The sequence below is a fragment of the Enterobacter quasiroggenkampii genome, from assembly GCF_043972695.1.
Classification (GTDB): Bacteria; Pseudomonadota; Gammaproteobacteria; order Enterobacterales; family Enterobacteriaceae; genus Enterobacter; species Enterobacter quasiroggenkampii.
In genome coordinates, this window is record NZ_CP143745.1 from 4,658,607 (window position 1) to 4,680,061 (window position 21,455).

20 protein-coding genes are annotated in these 21,455 nt (G+C 56.8%); 13 read left to right on the top strand and 7 right to left on the bottom strand.

The features are described 5' to 3' along the window. Nucleotides 1-163 precede the first annotated feature (163 nt). From V1572_RS22190 to V1572_RS22225, 8 genes are all read left to right on the top strand, one after another. Nucleotides 164-712 (top strand): fimbrial protein BcfA, encoded by a 549-nt coding sequence (locus tag V1572_RS22190; RefSeq protein WP_048028925.1) that lies wholly within the window; start codon nt 164-166, stop codon nt 710-712. Nucleotides 713-866: 154 nt separating this feature from the next. Next, nucleotides 867-1,574 carry a fimbria/pilus periplasmic chaperone gene (locus V1572_RS22195; RefSeq protein ID WP_395299603.1) on the top strand — a complete coding sequence of 236 codons (708 nt, stop codon included), beginning with the start codon at nt 867-869 and terminating at the stop codon, nt 1,572-1,574. Between the two features lie 47 nt (nt 1,575-1,621). Continuing rightward, a complete protein-coding gene (locus V1572_RS22200) occupies nt 1,622-4,240 on the top strand; it encodes a fimbrial biogenesis usher protein (protein WP_395299604.1) in 2,619 nt (872 codons plus the stop codon). Continuing rightward, complete coding sequence (locus V1572_RS22205; RefSeq protein ID WP_045910051.1) at nt 4,241-5,257, top strand: fimbrial protein; 1,017 nt, start codon at nt 4,241-4,243, stop codon at nt 5,255-5,257. It abuts the gene before it with no gap. 9 nt (nt 5,258-5,266) lie between these two features. Then, the gene (locus V1572_RS22210) at nt 5,267-5,809 is read left to right on the top strand and encodes a fimbrial protein (protein ID WP_111967443.1); all 543 of its coding nucleotides are present in this window, start codon (nt 5,267-5,269) and stop codon (nt 5,807-5,809) included. A 9-nt stretch (nt 5,810-5,818) separates the two neighbouring features. Continuing rightward, on the top strand, nt 5,819-6,349 hold the full coding sequence (locus V1572_RS22215) for a fimbrial protein (RefSeq protein ID WP_052714386.1): 531 nt from the start codon (nt 5,819-5,821) through the stop codon (nt 6,347-6,349). Then, nucleotides 6,315-7,052, top strand: coding sequence for a molecular chaperone (locus V1572_RS22220; protein WP_235830453.1), 738 nt, complete (start codon nt 6,315-6,317; stop codon nt 7,050-7,052). The genes V1572_RS22215 and V1572_RS22220 overlap by 35 nt, the downstream gene beginning before the upstream one ends. A gap of 32 nt (nt 7,053-7,084) precedes the next feature. Beyond that, a complete protein-coding gene (locus V1572_RS22225; RefSeq protein ID WP_325818793.1) occupies nt 7,085-7,711 on the top strand; it encodes a hypothetical protein in 627 nt (208 codons plus the stop codon). Between the two features lie 53 nt (nt 7,712-7,764). On the opposite strand, the gene lsrG is transcribed toward V1572_RS22225, so the two are convergent. The 6 genes from lsrG to lsrA are packed head-to-tail and all read right to left on the bottom strand — an operon-like array spanning nt 7,765 to nt 13,450. Continuing rightward, entirely contained in the window at nt 7,765-8,058 is a 294-nt protein-coding gene (lsrG, locus tag V1572_RS22230) for a (4S)-4-hydroxy-5-phosphonooxypentane-2,3-dione isomerase (RefSeq protein ID WP_003862606.1), read from the bottom strand. Continuing rightward, nucleotides 8,055-8,942 carry a 3-hydroxy-5-phosphonooxypentane-2,4-dione thiolase gene (lsrF, locus tag V1572_RS22235; protein ID WP_032653516.1) on the bottom strand — a complete coding sequence of 296 codons (888 nt, stop codon included), beginning with the start codon at nt 8,940-8,942 and terminating at the stop codon, nt 8,055-8,057. Before lsrF ends, lsrG begins: the two co-directional genes overlap by 4 nt. Nucleotides 8,943-8,953: 11 nt before the next feature. Further along, the gene (lsrB, locus tag V1572_RS22240) at nt 8,954-9,955 is read right to left on the bottom strand and encodes an autoinducer 2 ABC transporter substrate-binding protein LsrB (RefSeq protein ID WP_395299605.1); all 1,002 of its coding nucleotides are present in this window, start codon (nt 9,953-9,955) and stop codon (nt 8,954-8,956) included. Between the two features lies 1 nt (nt 9,956). Further along, nucleotides 9,957-10,934 (bottom strand): autoinducer 2 ABC transporter permease LsrD, encoded by a 978-nt coding sequence (gene lsrD, locus V1572_RS22245; protein WP_395299606.1) that lies wholly within the window; start codon nt 10,932-10,934, stop codon nt 9,957-9,959. After that, complete coding sequence (gene lsrC / locus V1572_RS22250; RefSeq protein ID WP_395299607.1) at nt 10,935-11,966, bottom strand: autoinducer 2 ABC transporter permease LsrC; 1,032 nt, start codon at nt 11,964-11,966, stop codon at nt 10,935-10,937. Beyond that, nucleotides 11,963-13,450, bottom strand: coding sequence for an autoinducer 2 ABC transporter ATP-binding protein LsrA (gene lsrA, locus V1572_RS22255; protein WP_395300006.1), 1,488 nt, complete (start codon nt 13,448-13,450; stop codon nt 11,963-11,965). The genes lsrC and lsrA overlap by 4 nt, the downstream gene beginning before the upstream one ends. Nucleotides 13,451-13,665: 215 nt before the next feature. Here lsrA and lsrR point away from each other — a divergent pair, with 215 nt between their 5' ends. From lsrR to V1572_RS22270, 3 genes are all read left to right on the top strand, one after another. Further along, the gene (lsrR, locus tag V1572_RS22260; RefSeq protein WP_003862617.1) at nt 13,666-14,637 is read left to right on the top strand and encodes a transcriptional regulator LsrR; all 972 of its coding nucleotides are present in this window, start codon (nt 13,666-13,668) and stop codon (nt 14,635-14,637) included. Between the two features lie 33 nt (nt 14,638-14,670). After that, complete coding sequence (lsrK, locus tag V1572_RS22265) at nt 14,671-16,287, top strand: autoinducer-2 kinase (RefSeq protein WP_395299608.1); 1,617 nt, start codon at nt 14,671-14,673, stop codon at nt 16,285-16,287. A gap of 175 nt (nt 16,288-16,462) precedes the next feature. After that, the gene (locus V1572_RS22270; protein WP_395299609.1) at nt 16,463-18,484 is read left to right on the top strand and encodes an FAD-dependent oxidoreductase; all 2,022 of its coding nucleotides are present in this window, start codon (nt 16,463-16,465) and stop codon (nt 18,482-18,484) included. 90 nt (nt 18,485-18,574) lie between these two features. Here the strand turns inward: V1572_RS22270 and rlmG are convergent, their stop codons facing one another. Then, the gene (gene rlmG, locus V1572_RS22275; RefSeq protein WP_048225022.1) at nt 18,575-19,711 is read right to left on the bottom strand and encodes a 23S rRNA (guanine(1835)-N(2))-methyltransferase RlmG; all 1,137 of its coding nucleotides are present in this window, start codon (nt 19,709-19,711) and stop codon (nt 18,575-18,577) included. 83 nt (nt 19,712-19,794) lie between these two features. Here rlmG and V1572_RS22280 point away from each other — a divergent pair, with 83 nt between their 5' ends. Beyond that, the gene (locus V1572_RS22280) at nt 19,795-20,298 is read left to right on the top strand and encodes a YgjP-like metallopeptidase domain-containing protein (RefSeq protein ID WP_048225025.1); all 504 of its coding nucleotides are present in this window, start codon (nt 19,795-19,797) and stop codon (nt 20,296-20,298) included. Nucleotides 20,299-20,368: 70 nt separating this feature from the next. Further along, nucleotides 20,369-21,367 carry a Gfo/Idh/MocA family protein gene (locus V1572_RS22285; RefSeq protein WP_048225028.1) on the top strand — a complete coding sequence of 333 codons (999 nt, stop codon included), beginning with the start codon at nt 20,369-20,371 and terminating at the stop codon, nt 21,365-21,367. The last annotated feature ends 88 nt before the right edge of the window (nt 21,368-21,455 follow it).

Sequence of the window (21,455 nt, forward strand, 5' to 3'; positions counted from 1 at the left end):
TTATCAGCGCATAAAATAATTCCCCGGAACATCACGAGAATGTGCGAAACATATTTATTGTATAATGCTGTATATCATGGCTTTTTAAACCAGCATTATTTGATTCAGGTATTTACAATTTTGTTTCAACTTGACAGAGAACTGTTTATTTAAAAGGATTTGTATGAAAAAGCATGTCTTAGCAATGGTTGTTGCTGCCACAATGGCAAGCGCTGTAACCATGAATGCACAAGCGGAAAGCACAACGGTAACGGTAAGTGGCGGTACCGTTAACTTCGTAGGTCAGGTTGTGAATGCAGCGTGTTCAGTCGCTGCAGACTCCGTCGACCAGACCGTAATTCTTAGCCAGGTTCGTACCGTAAAACTGACTGAAAGCGGAATGCTGGCCAATCAGAAAGAAGATTTCCACATCAAGCTGGAAGACTGCGACACGTCCGTGAGCCAAAATGCTGCCGTCATTTTTAACGCCCAGCAGGATGCCACTCAGCCGGGTGCGATGGCGAATACTGCGGGTGCAGGGTCTGCGCTGAACGTTGCTCTGCAACTGTTTGGCCCTGACGGTAAAAAACTTGACCTGGGAACCACGTCTTCAGCGATCGGTCTGATTAACGGTGAAAATATCATTCCACTGAGCGTTGACTATATCGCAACTGGCGCGGCAACACCGGGTAACGTAGCGTCTACGGCAACCTTCCAGATGGTTTATTCCTGATCTGGACGGAAGGTTGTTGAACCTCCTTCACGCCCCGGTGTGAAGGAGGTTTTTTCAATGTAAACACGCATTTTTATATGTATTGAATACAGAGGATTAAACGAAATACGGTGTCCTGTGTATTCAGTTATATATTTAAGAAAGTGAAATATAAATGACACGAATTACTCCAGCAACTTTTATCAGCCAGCTGATTACTCATTCTTTCTTATTAGCCGCTTCAATGCTCACTATGGCTCACGCTGGTGGTATCGGCCTTGGCGCAACGCGAATCATTTATCCGCAGGGTGATAAGCAGATTTCGTTGCCTGTTACGAATACTTCCGAGAACAATGCCTTTTTAGTGCAATCCTGGGTAGCAAATGCTGACCAGTCTAAATCTCAGGATTTTATTGTTACTCCCCCACTTTTTGTGATGCATCCAAAAAAAGAAAACACTGTGCGAATAATGTACGCTGGACCGGATCTGCCTACGGACAGAGAAAGCGTCTTTTTTTTCAACAGTAAAGCCATCCCGGCGGTCGATAAAAGCAAGTTGCAGGGAAATACGCTGCAGATTGCGACCCAAAGCGTTATTAAGCTTTTTATTCGTCCTAAAAAGTTACCGACGCCGTCCATTGATGCGCCAAAGACGCTGCGTTGCGCGCTGGCTAACGGCAAACTGACCATCAAAAACCCATCGCCTTATTACGTTTCTCTGGTTCAACTCAAAGTCGGAAGCGCGAAATTAACAAACACAATGGTTTCGCCCATGAACAGTCTGGTCATTGATCTCCCGGCAGGAAGCGGGAGCAAGGTGAGTTTCCAGACGGTTAATGATTTTGGTGCTACCACACCTGTTCAGTCATGCCCTGGAGCATAACGTTCCCGAAAAAACACGAACATAGCGCGTTGAAGCAGGCAGGAAAAATGAAGTGTCGTAAGTATCAGACAAGGATTGTCATTCATCGTTTGGCCCCTCTCACACTGGCCATGCTCGGTGCCTTATCATCCGTTAGCGCGGATGCAAACTATTATTTCAACCCTGCCTTCCTCTCAAGCGATCCTGCTGCGGTTGCGGATTTATCCCGTTTTAGTACTTCAGGTCAGGCGCCCGGGGTTTACCGCGTAGACGTCTGGCTGAATGACAATTTTATCGCCACGCGCGACATCACCTTTAATATTCGTAAGGTGTCAAAACCCACAGATGATGATACGGGGCTCGCGCCCTGTTTATCGCTCAAATCACTGGATGCAATGGGCGTTAATGTCGATGCATTTCCAGGCTTGAAAGACGAAAAAGAGAGCCAGTGTGCGGACTTACCTTCTGCCATCCCTGCGGCCAGCACCCTTTTTGATTTTGAACGGCAACGCCTGGATATCAGCATCCCGCAAGCTGCGCTGCGTAATAACGCACGTGGTTATATTCCTCCAGAACAATGGGATGAAGGGATCAATGCCCTGTTGCTGAATTACGACTTTACGGGTTCACACAGCCGTAATAGCGGCGATCATGGTTCGACAACCGACAACTACTTTTTAGGAATGAACAGCGGGTTTAACCTGGGTCCCTGGCGACTGCGGGATTTTTCCACATGGAACTACAGCAGCAGCGGTTCAGAGACTTACACAGACTGGCAGCACATTAAAACCTACGTCGAACGTGCCGTTATCCCACTGAAGAGCAAGCTCACAATAGGTGAAAATTACACAACGTCGGATATTTTCGATAGCCTGCCGTTTCGGGGAGTGCAGATCAATTCGGATGAAAACATGCTGCCGGATAGCATGAAGGGTTTTGCCCCCACCATTCGCGGGATCGCGAAATCCAATGCGCAGGTGACGGTTAAACAAAACGGTTACACCATCTATCAAAGCTATGTCCCGCCAGGCGCATTTGCGATTACCGATCTTTACCCCACCTCATCCAGCGGCGATTTGAATGTCGAGGTAAAAGAATCTGACGGTACGATCAACAGTTACTCCGTACCCTATTCTGCGGTTCCGGTTTTACAGCGTGAAGGTAGCGTAAAATATTCCGCTACCGCTGCCCGTTATCGCAGTAGCAGCGATCAGCAAGAGGACGTGAACTTTGTCCAGGGAACGCTCATCTGGGGTTTACCCAAAGGGTTTACGGTTTATGGCGGTTCTCAGCTGACGGAAAAATACGCCGCCTTTGCCGCCGGTTCCGGCGTAAACCTGGGTAACTTTGGTGCTGTCTCGGCCGATTTCACCCATGCCCAAAGCGAACTGAGCGACGGTAGCTCACACAGCGGGCAATCAATACGTTTTTTATATGCAAAATCGCTGAACAACGTTGGAACCAACTTTCAGCTGTTAGGTTATCGCTACTCAACATCCGGTTTTTATACGCTGGATGAAACCACCTATAAGCAGATGAAAGGGTATATCGGCCAGGACGATCCTAATAACGGCACCGAAGACCATGAGCCCGTGTGGACTGATTATTACAATCTCTACTACACCAAACGCGGTAAGTTACAGGCCAATATTTCCCAGCAATTGGGTCAGGCCGGGTCGATTTTCCTCAACGGCAGTCAGCAAACATACTGGCATACCGATGAAAAAAACACGCTTCTGCAGCTAGGCTATAGCGGAACGGCAGCAGGCGTGAGCTATAACCTGACGTATAACTACAATAAAGCGCCAGGCATGAGCAACAGCGATCGCATTTATTCGTTAACGCTCTCATTCCCGCTTAATCTCTGGCTCCACCCGGGTGGAGACGTGACCAAACGTTTAAACAGCATTTATACCACTTACGGCATGAGCGCCGATGATAATGGTAGGGTTACCAACACAGTGGGCATTAACGGAACGCTGCTTGAGGATAATAACCTGAGCTACAGCGTTCAGCAGGGTTATCAAAATCAGCATGCCGGTGCCAGCGGTAGCGTCAGTACGGAATATGATAGCGCCTACGGTAATGCGAACCTGGGGTACAACTACAGTAATAACGGCGATTACCAACAGATAAACTATGGCCTCAGCGGCGGTATTGTCGCCCACCGCAATGGCATTACCTTGAGCCAGCCGTTAGGCGATACCAATGTCCTGATCGCAGCGCCAGGCGCAAGCAACGTTAAGGTTGAAGACGGACCCGGGATCCACACTGACTGGCGAGGCTATGCCGTTGTGCCGTACGCCAGCGCATACCACCGTAACCGTATGGCGCTGAATACCAACTCCCTGAGCGACGACCTGGACATTGACGAGGCCGTTACCCAAGTTGTTCCCACCCAGGGTGCCCTTGTACGCGCGACCTTCAAAGCCCGCTCCGGCAATCGTGCCATGATCTCATTAATTCATAACGGTCAACCGGTGCCCTTTGGTGCCATTGTCACGCGCGGTGATGAAGGGGGAGACACGATTGTAGGCGAGAACGGCGAAGCTTATCTGTCAGGGCTGGGCTCAACAGGCACCCTGACGGCGCAATGGGGCGACACCCGCGATAAAAAGTGTATTGCGATCTATAAGCTAACTGAAACAAAGCAGTCCCTCGTGCGTTTAAAAGCGGAGTGCCGATAGGTGAAATTACGTATTTTTATTTTATTACTGAGTCTTGTCACGTCAGCGAAAAGCCTGGCGGTGATCTGCCATAATTTTTCAAATAGCATTACGATTGTAAATTACGATCTGTCAACGACGTTGACCAAAGAAGAAAACCAGCTGGGAAAGGCTGTTGAACTGATTAAGTCACAGGATGTGGGCGTCGAAGCCATATGCGCGCAACACCCTGACGGGGATTCTCGAACCTATCGTTCATACCGAAGCCCCTTTCCGGTTATCTTTACAGAAGATCAGTGGAAATATATGAGCCTCGACCCAACCTATATCGCGGGGGCGATGCGCATTACCGACTCTGATATTGGTGATTATTATCCCCCTGCGGATTACATCCATATGGGGAAAGACTGGAGGGTCGATAAAGAAGATCTTAACGAACCCTTTTCAGTATATGATTCCAATCTGGTGTTCAGAATAAAAATTGTCAAACCGTTTATTGGCACGGTGATTATCCCCAATAAAGTGATGTTCAATGTTTATGTTACAACAACGAACACTGACCCGCTGAATACTATTGTTTATCAAATTACCTACAACGGCGCCGTAACCGTGCCGCAAAACTGCGTCATTAATGCGGGACAGGTGATCACTGTTGACCTGGGAAAACTAAACAGTTCTTCCTTCACGACCGTCGGTGAGAAGCCGTATAACGCGCCGGTAAAAACCTTTAACGTTCCTGTCGAATGTAATGCGGACGTGATATCACCCGCGCATCTCACGCTTCGACTGGTGGCAACGGCAGACACGCACGTTAGCCAGGCGCTTGCAACCGATAATAAAGATGTTGGCGTCGTGGTAACCAACGAAAATGGCACCGTCATGATCCCTAACGATACGTCCAGTGTCGCTGATTTTATTACTGATGATACGGGCCATGCCGATGTAACGTTAAAAACCTACCCTATCAGCACCACAGGCAATGCTCCAGCAGAAGGTGTTTTCACTGCTCTGGCATGTTTACGTATCGATTTTGCGTAGGGGTGAATAATGAAAATCGTTTATTTTTTCCCGCTGGCGATGCTGTTTTCCGGAATGCCGGTCACCTATGCGGATGATGGCGCGTCAATTAACCTCCAGATACTCGGCACCATTATTGGTGAGTCCTGTGATGTTGATGTGAACAGTAAAGAACAAACTGTTGATTTGGGTGACTTTGACGCATCGGAATTTCCAGTACCTGGAACAACGTCGCCAGAAAAAGCGTTTACCATCGACCTGAATAATTGTTCACGTGCCATCCAGGGAACAAAAGTCTGGTTCAGCGGTACGCCCGATAGTAATAATCCCGATCTGTTAGCCCTGAGCGACACGGGTAAAGGCACGGCCACCGAAATGGCGACCGGCGTTGGCGTGGAGCTTCTCAATGCCGAACTGAATCCAATCAAGATAAATAATGTGGAATCAGCAATCTATCCGTTAAAGCAAGGCGATAATAGCCTGACGTTTAATTTACGGTATAAATCTACTCTGCCAGCGGTTACGCCTGGGAATGCAACGGCCATTATGTATTTTGATTTGCTCTATCAGTAGGATGCGGAAATGAAAAAAAAATTAACAATGATATTCACCGCGCTTTTTCTGGTGGCATTGTTTTCTGAATGTACACTGGCGCACGACGGTACAATTTATATCACTGGCGTTATCCATAAAAAGACGTGCACTATCGCGCCTGACTCACAGACGCTGACGGTCCCAATGGACAGCGTTCAAAGCCTCTACTTCACCCAACCGGGTATGGGGGCCGATTATCACCCGTTTGCCATTAATGTGGAAAACTGTGCCGGAACAGAAGGCTCCGTCAGTATTACCTTTGATGGCACACCCGACACGGTAAACCCCGATTTGCTCACGCTCATCGGCGGTGAAGGCTATGCGACGGGCATCGGTGTAGGTATTTACAATCAGGACAAATCGCTGATTTCCATCGGAAGTAAAAGCCAGGACGTCTTGATTATCCCTCATCAAAGCGACGCCATTCTGCATTTTTACGCCCGCTACATTGCCACTGCCAGTACCGTCACCACGGGGACGGCAAATGCGACGACGACATTTATTCTTAATTATGCGTGAACGTTTATTTCCGGCGACGATGCTGCTTCTCTTTTTATTCTCGATGACCGTGCCCCAGGCAAGGGCTGGGGTCACGATCGGTGGAACACGTTTTGTCTATCCGGAACGAGAGAAATCAATCAGTTTTTCTGTCCGTAACCCTTCTGACGCTTCTTACCTGATCTACACCAAAGTCGAGCCAGGCGGCCTCTGGGCAGGCTCTGAAACCCCGCCCGGGTTGCAATCGGCATTTGTCGCCACGCCACAGCTGTTTTCATTGCATCCTGAACGTGAAAATACGGTTCGCCTGATATTTACGGGAGGCGTCATACCTGAAGATCGCGAAACGCTGTTCACGTTAAGCGTTTCGGCCATTCCTTCTGCGAACAAGCACTCCGCAGGCGTGCAGACTGCAGTGCGTTCACGCTTTAAACTTTTTTATCGCCCCGCCGGGCTCACCGGTAATCCTGATGATGCTTATCAGGCTCTACGCTGGTCGCGAAGCAAAAGTAAGGTCGTCGTGTATAACCCGACGCCTTATTACATCACGCTTTATCAGCTCAGCCTCGGGGGGAAGAACATACCCGACGGCGGCGTTGTCGCCCCTTTTAGCAAGCGCGAGCTCGAAGGATGTAAAGACGCCGCGCTGTGCCAGGTACGCTGGCAAACGATTAATGACTATGGCCGCATTATGCCTGTTCGAATGCAAACACTTTTGCCGTAGTCCAGTTCTTACTCTTTTTACGGAATAATAGTATGAAAGTCCCTACCGTCCTTTGTCGCCTTTCAGTCCCCCTTGCTGCGGCACTTGTTTTCTCCACCGCAACGCAGGCAGAGCCCGCCACGCCCCAGCAGATCGAGCAAACAGGAAAAGCGGCAGAAGCCTATTTCGCTGCACACCCTGAAAAAATAGGGGAAATTGTCTCGACCTATCTTGCCGAGCATCCTGAGTTTTTGGTTGCGGCGGGCGAAAGCCTTCGCCAGCGTCAACAGATAGCCCAGCAGCAAGCCATGGTTCAAAATGCCGTGCTCCATCGCGATCGGTTACTTGCCGCCGGCGATCCCGTCGTCGGCCCCGTTGACGCAAAAGCCGCCGTGGTGGCTTTCGTGGAGGAAAACTGTGTGAACTGCAACATCACACAAGAGCTTATCCATGCCAATCCGGATGTGCGTTTTATCTTTAAAAAATTGCCTTCAGCCGGGTCGGCAAACAAAGCATTACAGGAAAACGTGACGCTAGTGAAGCAGATCGGTTTTACCAACATGCCAGCGTTTGTCGTTTTGCCTCAGGAAAAAGATCCTGTCATTCAGCGCATTAGCGTTATGTCCGGCAACGTTTCTGCTGATGCATTAATCATGGCGATTCAGAAAGCCAAAGGATAGCCCGAACGCTTTTCTTTCCGATGACGCGCAAAAGCACGTCATCGGACACGAGGTTACTCCGGCAACAGCCCGACGAAGCTGCGCTTTTTGCGCGGCTCCGACATCAGCTCCTCAAGTTTATCCACGCACGCCAGATAGTGTGGCGTTTGCTTATGCGCCAGCACCGCCTCTTCGTCTTTGTAGGCCTCGTAGATAAAGAACCGGGTTTTCACGCGTGGGTCCTGCAGCACGTCAAAGCGCAGGTTCCCCGGCTCCTTGATCGCTCCCTCATGGTTGGCGCGAAACACCTCCAGAAACTCGTCTACCCGCTCGGGCTTAATGTTGATCTCCACCAGCGTCACATTCATTTTGCTTCTCCCTGTTTCTCTTCCTGCCAGAACTGGAACGCATCGCGGGCATTCCAGTTCTCGTGAACCACTTTCTTCACCGCCTTCAGCATGGCGAGCGGCGCGCTGGACTGGAAGATGTTGCGCCCCATGTCCACGCCCGACGCGCCCTGGTCAATCGCCCGCCAGCACATCTCCAGCGCCTCGTGCTCCGGCAGCTTTTTGCCCCCGGCGATGACAATCGGCACCGGACAGCTGGCGGTCACTTTTTCAAAGCCTTCATCCACGTAGTAGGTTTTGACGAACTGCGCCCCCATTTCGGCGGCGATGCGGCTGGCCAGCGAGAAATAGCGCGCGTCCCGCGCCATCTCTTTCCCCACGCCCGTCACCGCCAGCGTCGGCATGCCGTAGCGCGCCCCCGCGTCCACCAGCTTGATGATGTTATTAATCGACTGATGCTCAAACTCGCTGCCGATATAAACCTGCGCCGCCACGGCGCAGACGTTCAGGCGCAGGGCATCTTCCATCGCCACCGCCACGCACTCGTTGGACAGCTCGCCCAGAATCGAGTTACCACCGGAGGCGCGCAGCACGACCGGTTTATTGGTCGCAGCAGGCACCTGGCTCCTGAGGATGCCGCGGGTACACATCAGCACGTCGGTTTCACCAAACAGCGGCGCAATGGAGAGATCGATACGCTCAAGGCCGGTGGTCGGCCCCTGAAAGTAACCATGGTCAAAGGCCAGCATCACCGTACGGTTGCTCTGCGGGTTGAAGATGCGTGCCAGGCGGGACTGCATGCCCCAGTCCAGCGAGCCACAGCCCTTCAGCGTGAACGGCACATTCTGCTGCGGCGTGCCGATGCCAAAATCCTTACCGTCTTTGATATCGTCTAAATCAGCCATTTGCTCCCCCGTCAGAAATCGTATTTGCTGATGTTCTCTTTGGTGAACACCACCCGCTCCGGCAGCAGCACGATGCCGTTGCCCTTCGCCTCATACTGGTAGCCCTGCACGCTGTTCGGCTCGACCTTCAGCACCCCGATGTTTTTTACGTCCACGCTGTCGCCGACGTTAAGATCGCCTTTTTTCAGCAAACGATCGGCGACATTGACCGCAATTTTCCCCTGTTGCACCACGTCCCACAGGCCAAAGGCCTTCACCGTGCCGCGCTCAACGTACGGACGCATCACGTTTGGCGTGCTGAAGCCGACAATCGCCACCCCTTCCCGCTTCAGGTTTTCCGCCGCCTGCGCTGCGGCCGGCAGGGCGTTGGCGTCTGGGGCGATGATCGCATCCAGATCCGGATACGCTTTTAAGATCCCCTCGGCGGTCTGCAACGATTTGGTGGCGTCGTTATAGCCAAACTGGGTGGTGACGACCTGCCACTGCGGATGATCTTTCTCGATTTTAGCCTTCGCCTCTTTCACCCACTGGTTCTGATCGGTGACGGTCGGGCTGGAGTAGAAGAACGCCACTTTGGCATTCGGTTTAGTGACCTGCTTGCTCGCCATGTCCACCAGCAGGCCGCCCAGCTGTTCCGGCGTCCCCTGGTTGATGTAGATGCTGCGGCACTCCGGTTTGGTGTCGGAGTCCCAGGTCAGAACCTTAACGCCGCGCTGCATCGCGCGCTTCAGCGCCGGACACAACCCGTCCGGCGACACGGCGGAGACGATAATGGCGTTATAGCCCTGGTTGACGAAGTTATTGATGAGCTGCACCTGGCCGGAGACGCTCGGCTCGGTCGGACCGTCGTAGGTGACGTCCACGCCAAGATCTTTCCCCGCCTCTTTCGCGCCGTTGCCGCCGCTGGTGAAGAAGCCGACGCCCACCAGCTTCGGGATAAAGGCAATGCGGTCCGCCGCCTGCGCCGAGGCGAAGCTGAGGGCCATTGCCAGGACGAACAGTTTTGTTTTCATCTTACGCTCCGGATAGTTTTCTAAAGAGAGATCGCACCCATTCGCGGTGCAGACTCAGCGAACGTCCCATCACCACCACAACCAGCAGCGCCCCTGACAGCGCGCTCGACACCTGGTTGGGGATGCCGACCATCTGTAAGCCCTGCTGCAGATACCCCACCAGCAGCGCCGCCAGCGCCGTACCGACAACCGAACCTGAACCGCCGTAGATATTGGCCCCGCCGAGCACGGCGGCGGTGAGCGCGGGCATCAGTAAATCGCGCCCCAGATCCGAACGCGCGGAGCCGAAATAGGAGACCATTACCAGCGCGGCAATCGCGGAGGCTACGCCCACCAGGCCGTACAGCGCGTAGGGCATGCCGTTCACCGACAGCGCCGCATAGCGCGCCGCGCGCGGGTTCTGCCCAATCAGGAACAGATGGCGCCCAAAGCGCCCGCGGTGGGTAATGAGCCAGAAGAAGACGGTGATAGCCGCGAACAAGACCAATGGGATCGGCAGGCCAAATACCGTGAGGTTAGCGAAGGCGGTAAAGCTGTCCGGGAAGCCGCCGATGCCCTCGTAGCCCGTGGCCCCCGCCATGCCGGAGAGCAGCAGCGCCCCGCCGCCGTAGAGGTAGAGCGTGCCGAGGGTGATCACCAGCGGGCTGATGCCGGTGTAGTGGATCAGCGCCGCGTTTACCAGCCCGCACAGCAGTCCCAGCAGCAGCGTCAGCGGAACGGCGACCGCCATCGGCCACCCGGTCTGCATCATCACCCCCAGCGCAATCGCGCACAGGCCGATGGTCGAGCCGAGGGAGATGTCGATCCCGCCGCTGATAATCACCAGCGTCAGCGGCAGCGCCACGATGCCAATGCAGATAAAATCGCTGGTGCTGAACAACAGCATGTTGATGTCGAGCATGCGCGGGTTGATGGCGCCGAAGAGCAGGATCTCCAGCACCAGCAAAATGAGCAGCGCGCTTTCCCAGTTAAGCCTCATTTACGCCACCTCTTTTTTGCGTTTGGGAAACGGTGTGACGTGCTTTCCCCCTTTGTTGCCCGGCTGGAAGCGACCGTACTTCAGCGCCCGCTGATGCCGCGCCAGCGCCTGGCGAAGACGCCCGTCGAGCACCAGCACGCCCAGCAGCACCAGCCCGGCGATAAAGTCATTCCACCAGGCAGGAAGCCTGAACAGCACCAGCACGGTGTCGATTTGGGTGAGGAAGAACGCACCGAGCAACGCGCCGATCAGCGTGCCCGTGCCGCCCAGCAGTGAAATGCCACCCAGTACGCAGGCGGCGATGGCCTTCATCTCCAGCCCGCTGCCGGTCTGGTTGGGCACGAAGCCAATCTGTGCGGCAAAGACAATCCCGGCGCAGGCCGCCAGCATGCCGTTGAGGGTAAAGGCGATCATGCGGGTGCGGTTCACCGCTACGCCCAGCTGCCGCGCGGCGGCGAGGTTATCCCCCACCGCGTAGAAATCACGCCCGAACGCGGTGCGCGACAGCGTCCACGCGCCGATGATCACGATAATCAACACCACCATGCCAAGGGGCGACACGCCGATGGCCGCAGGCTCAGAGAGGGATTTCAACCCCGGCGGCAACCCCTCAATCCACTTTCCGCCGGTCCAGAGCAGCATCGCTCCACGGTACAGCCCCAGCGTGCCGAGAGTGGCGACGATCGCCGGGATGCGCAGCCCCACCACCAGCAACCCGTTGAACGCCCCGGCCAGCACGCCAACCATGAGCGCGAAGAGAATGGAAACGGGCAGGCTGTAGCCGCTGTTGAGCGCCACGCCGACGGCAATGGCGGAGAGCCCGACCGTGGAGCCGACGGAGACATCGATATTGCGGGTCAGCATCACCAGCGCCGCACCGATGGCCAGCAGGATCAGGATCTGCGAGCTGGCGAAAATCATCCCCAGCGTCTGCAGGCTGAAGTAAGAGGGATTAAGCGCCACCAGCACGGCGAACAGCGCCAGAATGGCGAGAAACGCGCTTAGCTCGCGGTTTTTCAGTAAGATCTTCATGCTTGCCCTCCGAACGCCAGCGCCATCATGCGATCGAGGCTGACGGCATGGCGCGGCAGCTCGCCGCTGAGCACGCCCTGGTGCATCACCAACACGCGGTCCGCGAGGCCCGGAAACTCATCAAGATCGCTTGAGATCATCAGTACCGCCACGTTCTGCGCCGCCACGCTTTTGATGAGCTGGTAGATATCGGCGCGCGCCGAGACGTCCACGCCGCGCGTCGGTTCATCGACGATCAGCAGTAAAGGGTTGGCCTCCAGACAGCGCGCCAGCAGCACCTTCTGCTGGTTGCCACCGGAGAGCGTGCGCACGGTTTGATCCGCATGGTTGAGCTTGATCCCCAGCGCCCGGTGATAGCGCTCCACCACCGCAGACTCCCGCTTGCGCTGCTGCCAGAGCGACGGCTCGTTCAGCGCCACGGTGTTCCAGCGGATCGGCGCGTCGAGGAACAGGCCGGACACCTGCCTGTCTTCCGGCAGGTAGACCAGGCCTCTGTTTAGCCGCGAGCGCACCGGCTCGTTGGCGATCTCCTGGTTCTCCAGCCAGATGCGTCCCCCGCGTACCGGCCGCAGGCCGTAGAGGGTTTCGGCAAACTCGGTACGTCCGGAGCCTACCAACCCGGCCAGGCCGACGATCTCCCCGGCGTAGATCTCAAGGCTCAGATCGATAAAACCTTCTCCGGTGAGATCGTCCACCCGCAGCACCGGGAAATCCTGCGGCTGAGTGCGACGGTTGCCCGGCAGCGCCAGCCACAGCTTTTGCGTATCGCTGAGGGATTTCTCCCGGCTCACCGGCGTCATGGCGGCAATCAGGGCGTTATCGTCGAACTGCGCGGTTTCCCCGCTCAACACCACCGCGCCGTCGCGCATCACCGAGACGTGGCTCGACAGCACGCGAATTTCCGGCAGCTTATGGGAGATAAACACGATCCCGACGCCGAGTGCCTGCAGCGCGCGGATCTGGCGGAACAGCCGTTCGGTTTCGCCCGGCGTGAGGGAGGCCGTAGGTTCGTCGAGGATCAGGATCCGGGCGTTGCGCATTAATCCGCGCAGGATCTCCACCATCTGCTGATCCGCCACTTCCAGGGTGCTGGCGGCGGCGTCGAGGTTGAGCTGGCACTGCAGCTGCTCAAGTTTCACCGCCAGCCGCTTTTCCCGATCGCGTTCGCGCGGCAGGCGGAACAGGATATTTTCCCGCACTGTCAGGTTGGGGAACAGCAGCGGCTCCTGCGGCACGAGGTAAATGCCGAGCCTGTGCGCCTGCACGGGCGTCAGCCGCGCATATGACTGCCCCTCGACGGAAAGTTCACCGCCGTCCGGCGTCTCGACCCCGGCGATGATCTTCATCAGCGTCGATTTTCCCGCGCCGTTTCCGCCCATCAGCGCGTGCACCTGGCCCGCAAGCAGCGTGAAATCAATGCCTTTTAGAACCGGCACGCCTGAGAACTGCTTGCTGATATTCCGCGCGTCGAGAAGTGAGGTCATCATCGCTCCGCTATTGAACAAATGATTTTTAGATTTAATAATGTTCAAAAGCGTAGACGGTGAACTATATTTACAACCGTGCAGGGATCACAGTTTTATCGATTGAGATTCAGATAAACCAGAAACGATCGAAATGATCCGTTTTGTCGCGTGGCTCACACTTTCCCTTCGCGCCATTACGAACATATGATCTAAATTTTTATAAGAGTTCAACTATGAGCGATAAACGCACTGCGGAAGAAGGACGGTTTGCCGGGCTGGCGCTGGCGGAAGAGGAGCTGGTGGCGCGCGTGGCCTGGTGTTACTACCACGACGGGCTGACCCAGAACGATATCGGCGAACGCCTCGGGCTGCCGCGATTAAAAATCTCCCGTCTGCTGGAGAAAGGCCGTCAGTCCGGAGTGATCCGCGTGCAGATCAACTCCCGCTACGAGGGCTGTCTGGCGCTGGAAACCGAGCTGCAGCAGCGCTTTGGCCTGAAGCTGGTGCGCGTGATGCCTGCCTTAAATACGCCGCCGATGAACGTGCGGCTGGGCATTGGCGCAGCGCAGTCGCTGATGGGCGTACTGGAACCCGGCCAGCTGCTGGCGGTGGGATTCGGTGAAACCACCATGAGCAGCCTGCAGCACCTGAGCGGATTTATCAGCTCACAGCAGATCCGCCTCGTGACGCTTTCCGGCGGCGTCGGGCCGTACATGACCGGTATCGGCCAGCTGGATGCGGCCTGCAGCGTCAGCATGATCCCCGCCCCGCTTCGCGTGTCATCCGCAGAGGTGGCCGGGATCTTAAAACGCGAAACCAGCGTGCGGGACGTGATCCTCGCGGCCACCGCCGCCGACGTCGCGGTGGTGGGTATTGGTTCAGTGAACCAGCGCCGTGATGCCACGATCCTGCGCTCCGGCTACATCAGCGAAGGTGAACAACTGATGTACGCCCGCAAAGGCGCGGTCGGCGATATTCTCGGTTATTTCCTCAATGCCGAAGGGGAGTGCGTCGAGGAGCTGGAGATCCATAAAGAATTACTCGGCGTCTCGCTTGACGAGCTGGCGCAGCTGCCCACCATCGTTGGCGTGGCCGGAGGGGAAGAGAAAGCCGATGCGATTTATGCCGCACTTAAGGGTCGCCGTATCAATGGCCTGGTGACGGAGGAGACGACAGCCCGCGCGGTGCTGGCTCTGGCCAAGTAAGAGCCCGCCCTGCGCTAACAGCGAGGCAAGCTCATGAGTTACCTTTTAGCGTTAGATGCAGGGACCGGCAGCGTTCGCGCCGTGATTTTCGATTTGCAGGGCAACCAGATTGCCGTCGGCCAGGCCGAGTGGAAGCACCTGAGCGTGGAGAACGTGCCGGGCTCGATGGAGTTCGACCTCGACACCAACTGGCGGCTGGCCTGCCAGTGCATTCATCAGGCGCTGACGCGCGCGAATCTGGGCGCGGCGGATATTCAGTCCGTCGCCTGCTGCTCCATGCGCGAAGGGATAGTGCTTTACGACCGCAACGGCGAGGCCATCTGGGCCTGCGCCAACGTTGACGCCCGCGCCAGCCGCGAGGTGGCGGAACTCAAAGAGATCCACGACAACCATTTTGAATCCGAAGTGTATGACGTCTCCGGCCAGACGCTGGCGCTGAGCGCGATGCCGCGCCTGCTGTGGCTGGCACACCATCGTCCGGATATTTACCGCAGCGCCGCCACTATCACCATGATCAGCGACTGGCTGGCAGCGAAGCTCTCCGGCGAGCTGGCGGTCGACCCGTCTAACGCGGGCACCACCGGCATGCTGGATCTCTTCTCCCGCGACTGGCGTCCGGCGCTGCTGGACATGGCCGGGCTGCGCGCCGATATTCTCTCCCCGGTAAAAGAGACCGGCACCGTGCTGGGCGCTATCACCCGAGAGGCCGCACAGCAAAGCGGTCTGCGCGAAGGCACGCCGGTCGTCATGGGCGGCGGCGACGTGCAGCTGGGCTGTCTGGGTCTGGGGGTAGTCCGCGCCGGACAAACGGCGGTGCTGGGTGGGACCTTCTGGCAGCAGGTCGTGAACCTGCCGCAGGTGCGCACCGACCCTGGCATGAACATTCGGGTGAACCCGCACGTGATTCCCGGCATGGCGCAGGCGGAGTCGATCAGCTTCTTTACCGGGCTGACCATGCGCTGGTTCCGTGATGCCTTCTGCGCCGAGGAAAAGCTGATTGCCGAGCGGATGGGGATGGATACCTATTCTCTGCTGGAAGAGATGGCCAGCCGGGTGCCGGCGGGCTCCCATGGGGTGATGCCAATCTTCTCCGACGCCATGCATTTTAAGCAGTGGTACCACGCCGCGCCGTCGTTTATTAATCTCTCCATCGACCCGGAAAAATGCAATAAAGCGACGCTGTTCCGCGCCCTGGAGGAGAACGCGGCGATCGTCTCGGCCTGTAACCTGGCGCAGATTTCCCACTTCTCCGGCGTGACGTTTGAAAGCCTGGTCTTTGCGGGCGGGGGCTCGAAAGGTGCGCTGTGGAGTCAGATTTTAAGCGACGTCACCGGCCTGCCGGTGCGCGTGCCGGAAGTGAAAGAGGCGACGGCGCTCGGCTGCGCCATCGCGGCAGGTGCTGGCGCGGGGCTGTTTGCCGATATGGCCTCGACGGGCGAGCGGCTGGTGAAATGGAGCCGCGAGTTCACGCCAAACCCGGTACATCGCGAACTGTACGACGGCATGATGCAGAAATGGCAGGCGGTATATGCAGACCAGCTCGGGCTGGTGGACAGCGGGCTGACGACGTCGATGTGGCAGGCGCCGGGGTTAGTAAAAACCCATTCCCCTCTCCCCATAGGGGAGAGGGAAAAAACCAGATCGAGCTGATTCTTTAAGGCCGCACCGGCCAGTCCCCTCTCCCCTCCGGGGAGAGGGTTATGGTGAGGGGAAGTTCTTTGAGATCTATCACAATCATTCGATCCCGCTTTTACCTTTCCGCTGCCGCTGGCTAAATTAGTAACTCATCCGACCACATAACAATAATTTTACACTGGAAGAGACTATGAGCCGCTACCCGTCGTTATTCGCTCCCCTCGATCTGGGGTTCACCACACTCAAAAACCGCGTGTTGATGGGCTCGATGCACACCGGGCTGGAGGAGCATCCGGACGGGGCCGAGCGTCTGGCAGCCTTCTATGCCGAACGCGCCCGCCATGGGGTAGCACTGATCGTCACCGGCGGCGTGGCCCCTGCCCCTTCCGGCGTCGGCATGGAGGGCGGCGCGGTGCTGAACGATGCGTCACAGCTGCCGCACCACCGCATTGTGACCGACGCGGTACACAACGAGGGCGGTAAAATCGCCCTGCAAATTCTGCACACCGGACGCTACAGCTATCAGCCGAATCTGGTCGCGCCATCGGCCATTCAGGCGCCGATTAACCGCTTCACTCCGCATGCCCTGAGCCACGACGAGATCCTGGCGCTGATTGACGACTTCGCCCGCTGCGCGGCGCTGGCGCGTGAAGCGGGCTACGACGGCGTTGAGGTGATGGGGTCTGAAGGCTATCTGATTAACGAGTTTCTGGCCGCCCGCACCAACCAGCGCGACGACGAATGGGGCGGCGACTATGCCCGCCGGATGCGCTTTGCTGTAGAAGTCGTGCGCGCCGTGCGCGAACGCGCGGGCGCGGATTTTATTATCATCTTCCGCCTGTCGATGCTCGACCTGGTGGAGGGCGGCGGCACGTTTGACGAAACCGTGCAACTGGCGCAGGCGATAGAAGCCGCGGGGGCCACCATTATCAACACCGGCATCGGCTGGCACGAGGCGCGCATTCCGACCATCGCCACGCCGGTGCCGCGCGCGGCGTTCAGCTGGGTGACGCGCAGGCTGAAAGGGAAAGTGTCTGTTCCGCTGGTCACCACCAACCGCATTAACGATCCGCAGGTGGCGGACGATGTGATTTCACGCGGCGATGCCGACATGGTCTCGATGGCGCGCCCGTTCCTGGCCGATGCCGAGCTGCTGTCCAAAGCGCAAAGCGGCCGTGCGGATGAGATCAACACCTGCATCGGCTGTAATCAGGCGTGCCTGGATCAGATCTTCGTCGGGAAAGTGACCTCCTGCCTCGTCAACCCGCGCGCCTGCCACGAAACCAAAATGCCGGTGATCCCGGCGACAGCGAAAAAACGCCTGGCGGTTGTCGGCGCAGGGCCTGCGGGCCTGGCGTTTGCGGTCAATGCCGCCTCGCGCGGCCACAGCGTGACGCTGTTTGATGCGCTGGGGGAGATTGGCGGGCAGTTTAATATCGCCAAACAGATCCCCGGCAAAGAGGAGTTCTACGAAACGCTGCGCTACTACCGCCGGATGATCGAGCTGACGGGCGTCGAGCTGCGGCTTAACCAGTTTGTCGGCGCGGCGGATCTGACTGATTTCGATGAGGTGATCCTGGCGAGCGGGATCGTACCGCGCACGCCTGCGATCGAGGGTATCGATCATCCAAAAGTGCTGAGCTATCTCGACGTGCTGCGTGACAAAGTACCGGTTGGCGAGAAGGTGGCGATTATCGGCTGCGGCGGGATCGGCTTTGATACCGCTATGTATTTGAGCCAGCCGGGCGAGGCGACCAGCCAGAACATTGCCGAGTTTTGCGTCGAATGGGGCATTGATACCAGCCTCAGCCAGTCCGGCGGCCTGCGCCCCGAAGGGCCGCAGCTGCCGAAAAGCCCGCGCCAGATCGTGATGCTGCAGCGTAAGGCCAGCAAGCCGGGCGAAGGGCTGGGCAAAACCACCGGCTGGATCCACCGCGCTACCCTGCTCTCACGCGGGGTGAAGATGATCCCGGCGGTCAGCTACCAGAAGATCGACGACGAGGGGCTGCACGTCACGATCGGCGGCGAGCCGCAGCTGCTGCGCGTGGATCATGTGATTTTATGTGCCGGGCAGGAGCCAAAGCGCGATCTGGCCGATCCGCTGCGCGAGGCCGGTAAAACGGTGCATCTTATTGGCGGGTGTGACGTGGCGATGGAGCTGGATGCGCGGCGCGCGATTGCGCAGGGGACGAAATTAGCTCTGATGATCTAGAACATTGCCGGGCGGCGCTGCGCTTGCCCGGCCTACGGGTTCGAGGCCATTGTAGGCCCGGTAAGCGAAGCGCCACCGGGCAAAACAATCTTAACGACGACGTCCCAGCTTCACCGACTTCAGCACCACAAACTTATTGTTCGTCGCAATGGTGACGCAGTTCCCGAAAATCTTCTTCAGCTTGTGGAAGTAGTCCAGGTGGCGGTTCGCCACGATGTACAACTCGCCGTTGATTTTCAGGCAGCGGCGCGCGTGGTGGAACATCTCCCAGGCGACGTTATCCGTCAGGGCGTGCTTCTGGTGGAACGGCGGGTTGCAGAACACGGCGTTGAAGCGGAACGGCTCTACCCCCGACAGCGCGTTGTTGATCATAAACTCGCAGCGGTCCAGCGCGTCCGGCAGGTTGGTTTCTACGTTCAGACGGCTGGAGGCCACCGCCATCGGCGACTCGTCGCTGAACACCACGCTGGCTTCCGGGTTCTTCGCCAGCAGCGTCAGGCCAATCACGCCGTTGCCGCAGCCAAGATCGACAATCTCACCTTCCAGATTTTCCGGCAGATGTTCCATAAAGAAGCGCGCGCCGATATCCAGACCGGTGCGGGAGAAGACGTTCGCGTGGTTATGGATGGTCCAGTCGGTCCCTTCCAGCGTCCAGCTCAGCGTTTCTGGCGCGTCGGCCAGCTCGGGGGCGGCGAACGTACAGTTGATCAGGCGCGCTTTTTTCCAGGCCAGCGTGGTGGTGGTCGGGCCGAGGACTTTCTCGAACAGCTCCAGCGTCGAAGTATGAATATCGCGCGCTTTGGCACCCGCGATGATGCGGGTTTCTGGCGTGACGACCTTACGCAGCGCGCGCAGTTGCTGCTCCAGCAGCGCCATGGTTTTTGGCACTTTGATCAGCACCACGCCCGGCGCCTGCGGGTAGTCCGCGGTGCTGTCGAGGAACTTCACGCTGGACTCTTCGATGTCGTTATGGCGAAGGTTTTCACGCGTCGCCAGCTCGCTCAGGTAGGAGTCGCCGATACTGTACGGCGTGTGTTCCGCCAGCGCACAGCCCAGGGCGCCAAACGCGTCATTCAGGATCAAAACCGGGCCGCGGATTTCAGTGTCATCCAACTGCTGCAGCAGATATTCATCCGCCGCTTCCCACGCCTGAAGCGGGTTAACGTCGTCCGTCTCCGGGAAACGTTTAAGGTTGAGTGAACGGAAACCGTTGTCTAAGTGGCTCATCGGCCCTCCTGAATGGTAAAATTTGGCGTATCCCTGAAAAGGGTGCGTGAGTATACCCGTTTTATTGTCGATTTGGGGCGTTGATGAACCAACTTACTTATCTCCAGGGCTACCCGGAGCATTTACTGACTCAGGTTCGCAGCCTGATTGCCGAGCAGAAGCTGGGCGCGGTGCTGGAAAAACGCTACCCGGGCACGCACGATTTCGCGACCGATAAGGCCCTCTGGCAGTATACGCAGGATCTGAAAAGCCGGTATCTGAAGAGCGCCCCGCCGATCAATAAGGTGATGTACGACAACAAGATCCACGTGCTGAAAAACGCGCTCGGCCTGCACACCGCCGTCTCCCGCGTGCAGGGCGGCAAGCTGAAGGCGAAGGCCGAAATCCGCGTCGCGACGGTTTTCCGCAACGCGCCGGAAGCCTTTCTGCGGATGATCGTCGTCCATGAGCTCGCACACCTGAAAGAGAAAGAGCACGACAAAGCGTTCTATTCCCTGTGCTGCCACATGGAGCCGCAGTACCACCAGCTGGAGTTTGATACCCGTCTGTGGCTTACGCATTTATCGTTAAAAGGTAATGCGGAATAGCGCACGCGAATTGTCATGATGACGTGCTACAGTGGCTAAAGGTTCCCCGCTACGGAGTACGTAAACGTTTATGATACGTTTCGCAGTCATTGGAACGAACTGGATCACGCGCCAGTTCGTCGACGCCGCCCACGAAACCGGCAAACTGAAACTTACCGCAGTCTATTCCCGCAGCCTTGAGCAGGCACAGAGTTTTGCCAACGACTACCTCGTCGAGCATCTCTTCACCTCGCTTGATGAGATGGCGCAAAGCGACGCCATTGACGCGGTCTATATTGCCAGCCCGAACTCCCTGCACTTCCCGCAAACGAAGCTGTTCCTCAGCCATAAAAAGCATGTGATTTGCGAGAAGCCGCTGGCGTCGAACATCGATGAAGTCGAAGCCGCCATTGCGCTTGCCCGCGAAAACCAGGTGGTGCTGTTGGAAGCCTTCAAAACCGCCAGCCTGCCGAACTTCCTGCTGCTGCAGCAGTCCCTGCCGAAGGTGGGCAAAGTGCGCAAAGCGTTTATCAACTACTGCCAGTACTCGTCGCGCTATCAGCGCTATCTCGACGGCGAGAACCCGAACACCTTTAATCCGGCCTTCTCTAACGGCTCGATTATGGATATCGGTTTCTATTGCCTGGCCTCTGCCGTGGCCCTGTGGGGCGAGCCGCACGGCGTCACGGCCACCGCCAGCCTGCTGGAGAGTGGCGTGGATGCGCACGGTGTCGCGGTGCTGGATTACGGTGATTTCAGCGTCACGCTGCAGCACTCCAAGGTGAGCGACTCTGTCCTGCCGAGCGAAATTCAGGGCGAAGCGGGCTCGCTGGTCATCGAGAAGATCTCCGAGTGCCAGAAGGTGAGCTTTGTGCCGCGCGGCGGCAAAGCTCAGGAGCTGACGCAGCCTCAGCATATTAACACTATGCTCTATGAGGCAGAGGTCTTCGCCCGTCTGGTGGAAGACAACGAAGTGAATCACCCAGGCCTTGCGGTAAGTCGCACCACGGCGAAGCTGCAAACGGAGATCCGCCGTCAGACCGGCGTGGTGTTCCCGGCAGACGGCGTGAGCGCGGAAGTTATCGCGTAAAGCTGTGTAATGAAACGGCGCAGACCATTGACGAAACCAATGGTCTGACATATTTTGTTACCTGCAAAGGGGAGTAACTTCTTCGTCG

Excerpts from the sequence above, each read along its gene's own strand:
- V1572_RS22190 (WP_048028925.1), top strand. The coding sequence starts at position 164 with ATGAAAAAGCATGTCTTAGCAATGGTTGTTGCTGCCACAATGGCAAGC.
- V1572_RS22195 (WP_395299603.1), top strand. The coding sequence starts at position 867 with ATGACACGAATTACTCCAGCAACTTTTATCAGCCAGCTGATTACTCAT.
- V1572_RS22200 (WP_395299604.1), top strand. The coding sequence starts at position 1,622 with ATGAAGTGTCGTAAGTATCAGACAAGGATTGTCATTCATCGTTTGGCC.
- V1572_RS22210 (WP_111967443.1), top strand. The coding sequence starts at position 5,267 with ATGAAAATCGTTTATTTTTTCCCGCTGGCGATGCTGTTTTCCGGAATG.
- V1572_RS22215 (WP_052714386.1), top strand. The coding sequence starts at position 5,819 with ATGAAAAAAAAATTAACAATGATATTCACCGCGCTTTTTCTGGTGGCA.
- V1572_RS22220 (WP_235830453.1), top strand. The coding sequence starts at position 6,315 with ATGCGACGACGACATTTATTCTTAATTATGCGTGAACGTTTATTTCCG.
- V1572_RS22225 (WP_325818793.1), top strand. The coding sequence starts at position 7,085 with ATGAAAGTCCCTACCGTCCTTTGTCGCCTTTCAGTCCCCCTTGCTGCG.
- lsrG (WP_003862606.1), bottom strand. The coding sequence starts at position 8,058 with ATGAATGTGACGCTGGTGGAGATCAACATTAAGCCCGAGCGGGTAGAC.
- lsrF (WP_032653516.1), bottom strand. The coding sequence starts at position 8,942 with ATGGCTGATTTAGACGATATCAAAGACGGTAAGGATTTTGGCATCGGC.
- lsrB (WP_395299605.1), bottom strand. The coding sequence starts at position 9,955 with ATGAAAACAAAACTGTTCGTCCTGGCAATGGCCCTCAGCTTCGCCTCG.
- lsrD (WP_395299606.1), bottom strand. The coding sequence starts at position 10,934 with ATGAGGCTTAACTGGGAAAGCGCGCTGCTCATTTTGCTGGTGCTGGAG.
- lsrC (WP_395299607.1), bottom strand. The coding sequence starts at position 11,966 with ATGAAGATCTTACTGAAAAACCGCGAGCTAAGCGCGTTTCTCGCCATT.
- lsrA (WP_395300006.1), bottom strand. The coding sequence starts at position 13,450 with ATGACCTCACTTCTCGACGCGCGGAATATCAGCAAGCAGTTCTCAGGC.
- lsrR (WP_003862617.1), top strand. The coding sequence starts at position 13,666 with ATGAGCGATAAACGCACTGCGGAAGAAGGACGGTTTGCCGGGCTGGCG.
- lsrK (WP_395299608.1), top strand. The coding sequence starts at position 14,671 with ATGAGTTACCTTTTAGCGTTAGATGCAGGGACCGGCAGCGTTCGCGCC.
- V1572_RS22270 (WP_395299609.1), top strand. The coding sequence starts at position 16,463 with ATGAGCCGCTACCCGTCGTTATTCGCTCCCCTCGATCTGGGGTTCACC.
- rlmG (WP_048225022.1), bottom strand. The coding sequence starts at position 19,711 with ATGAGCCACTTAGACAACGGTTTCCGTTCACTCAACCTTAAACGTTTC.
- V1572_RS22280 (WP_048225025.1), top strand. The coding sequence starts at position 19,795 with ATGAACCAACTTACTTATCTCCAGGGCTACCCGGAGCATTTACTGACT.
- V1572_RS22285 (WP_048225028.1), top strand. The coding sequence starts at position 20,369 with ATGATACGTTTCGCAGTCATTGGAACGAACTGGATCACGCGCCAGTTC.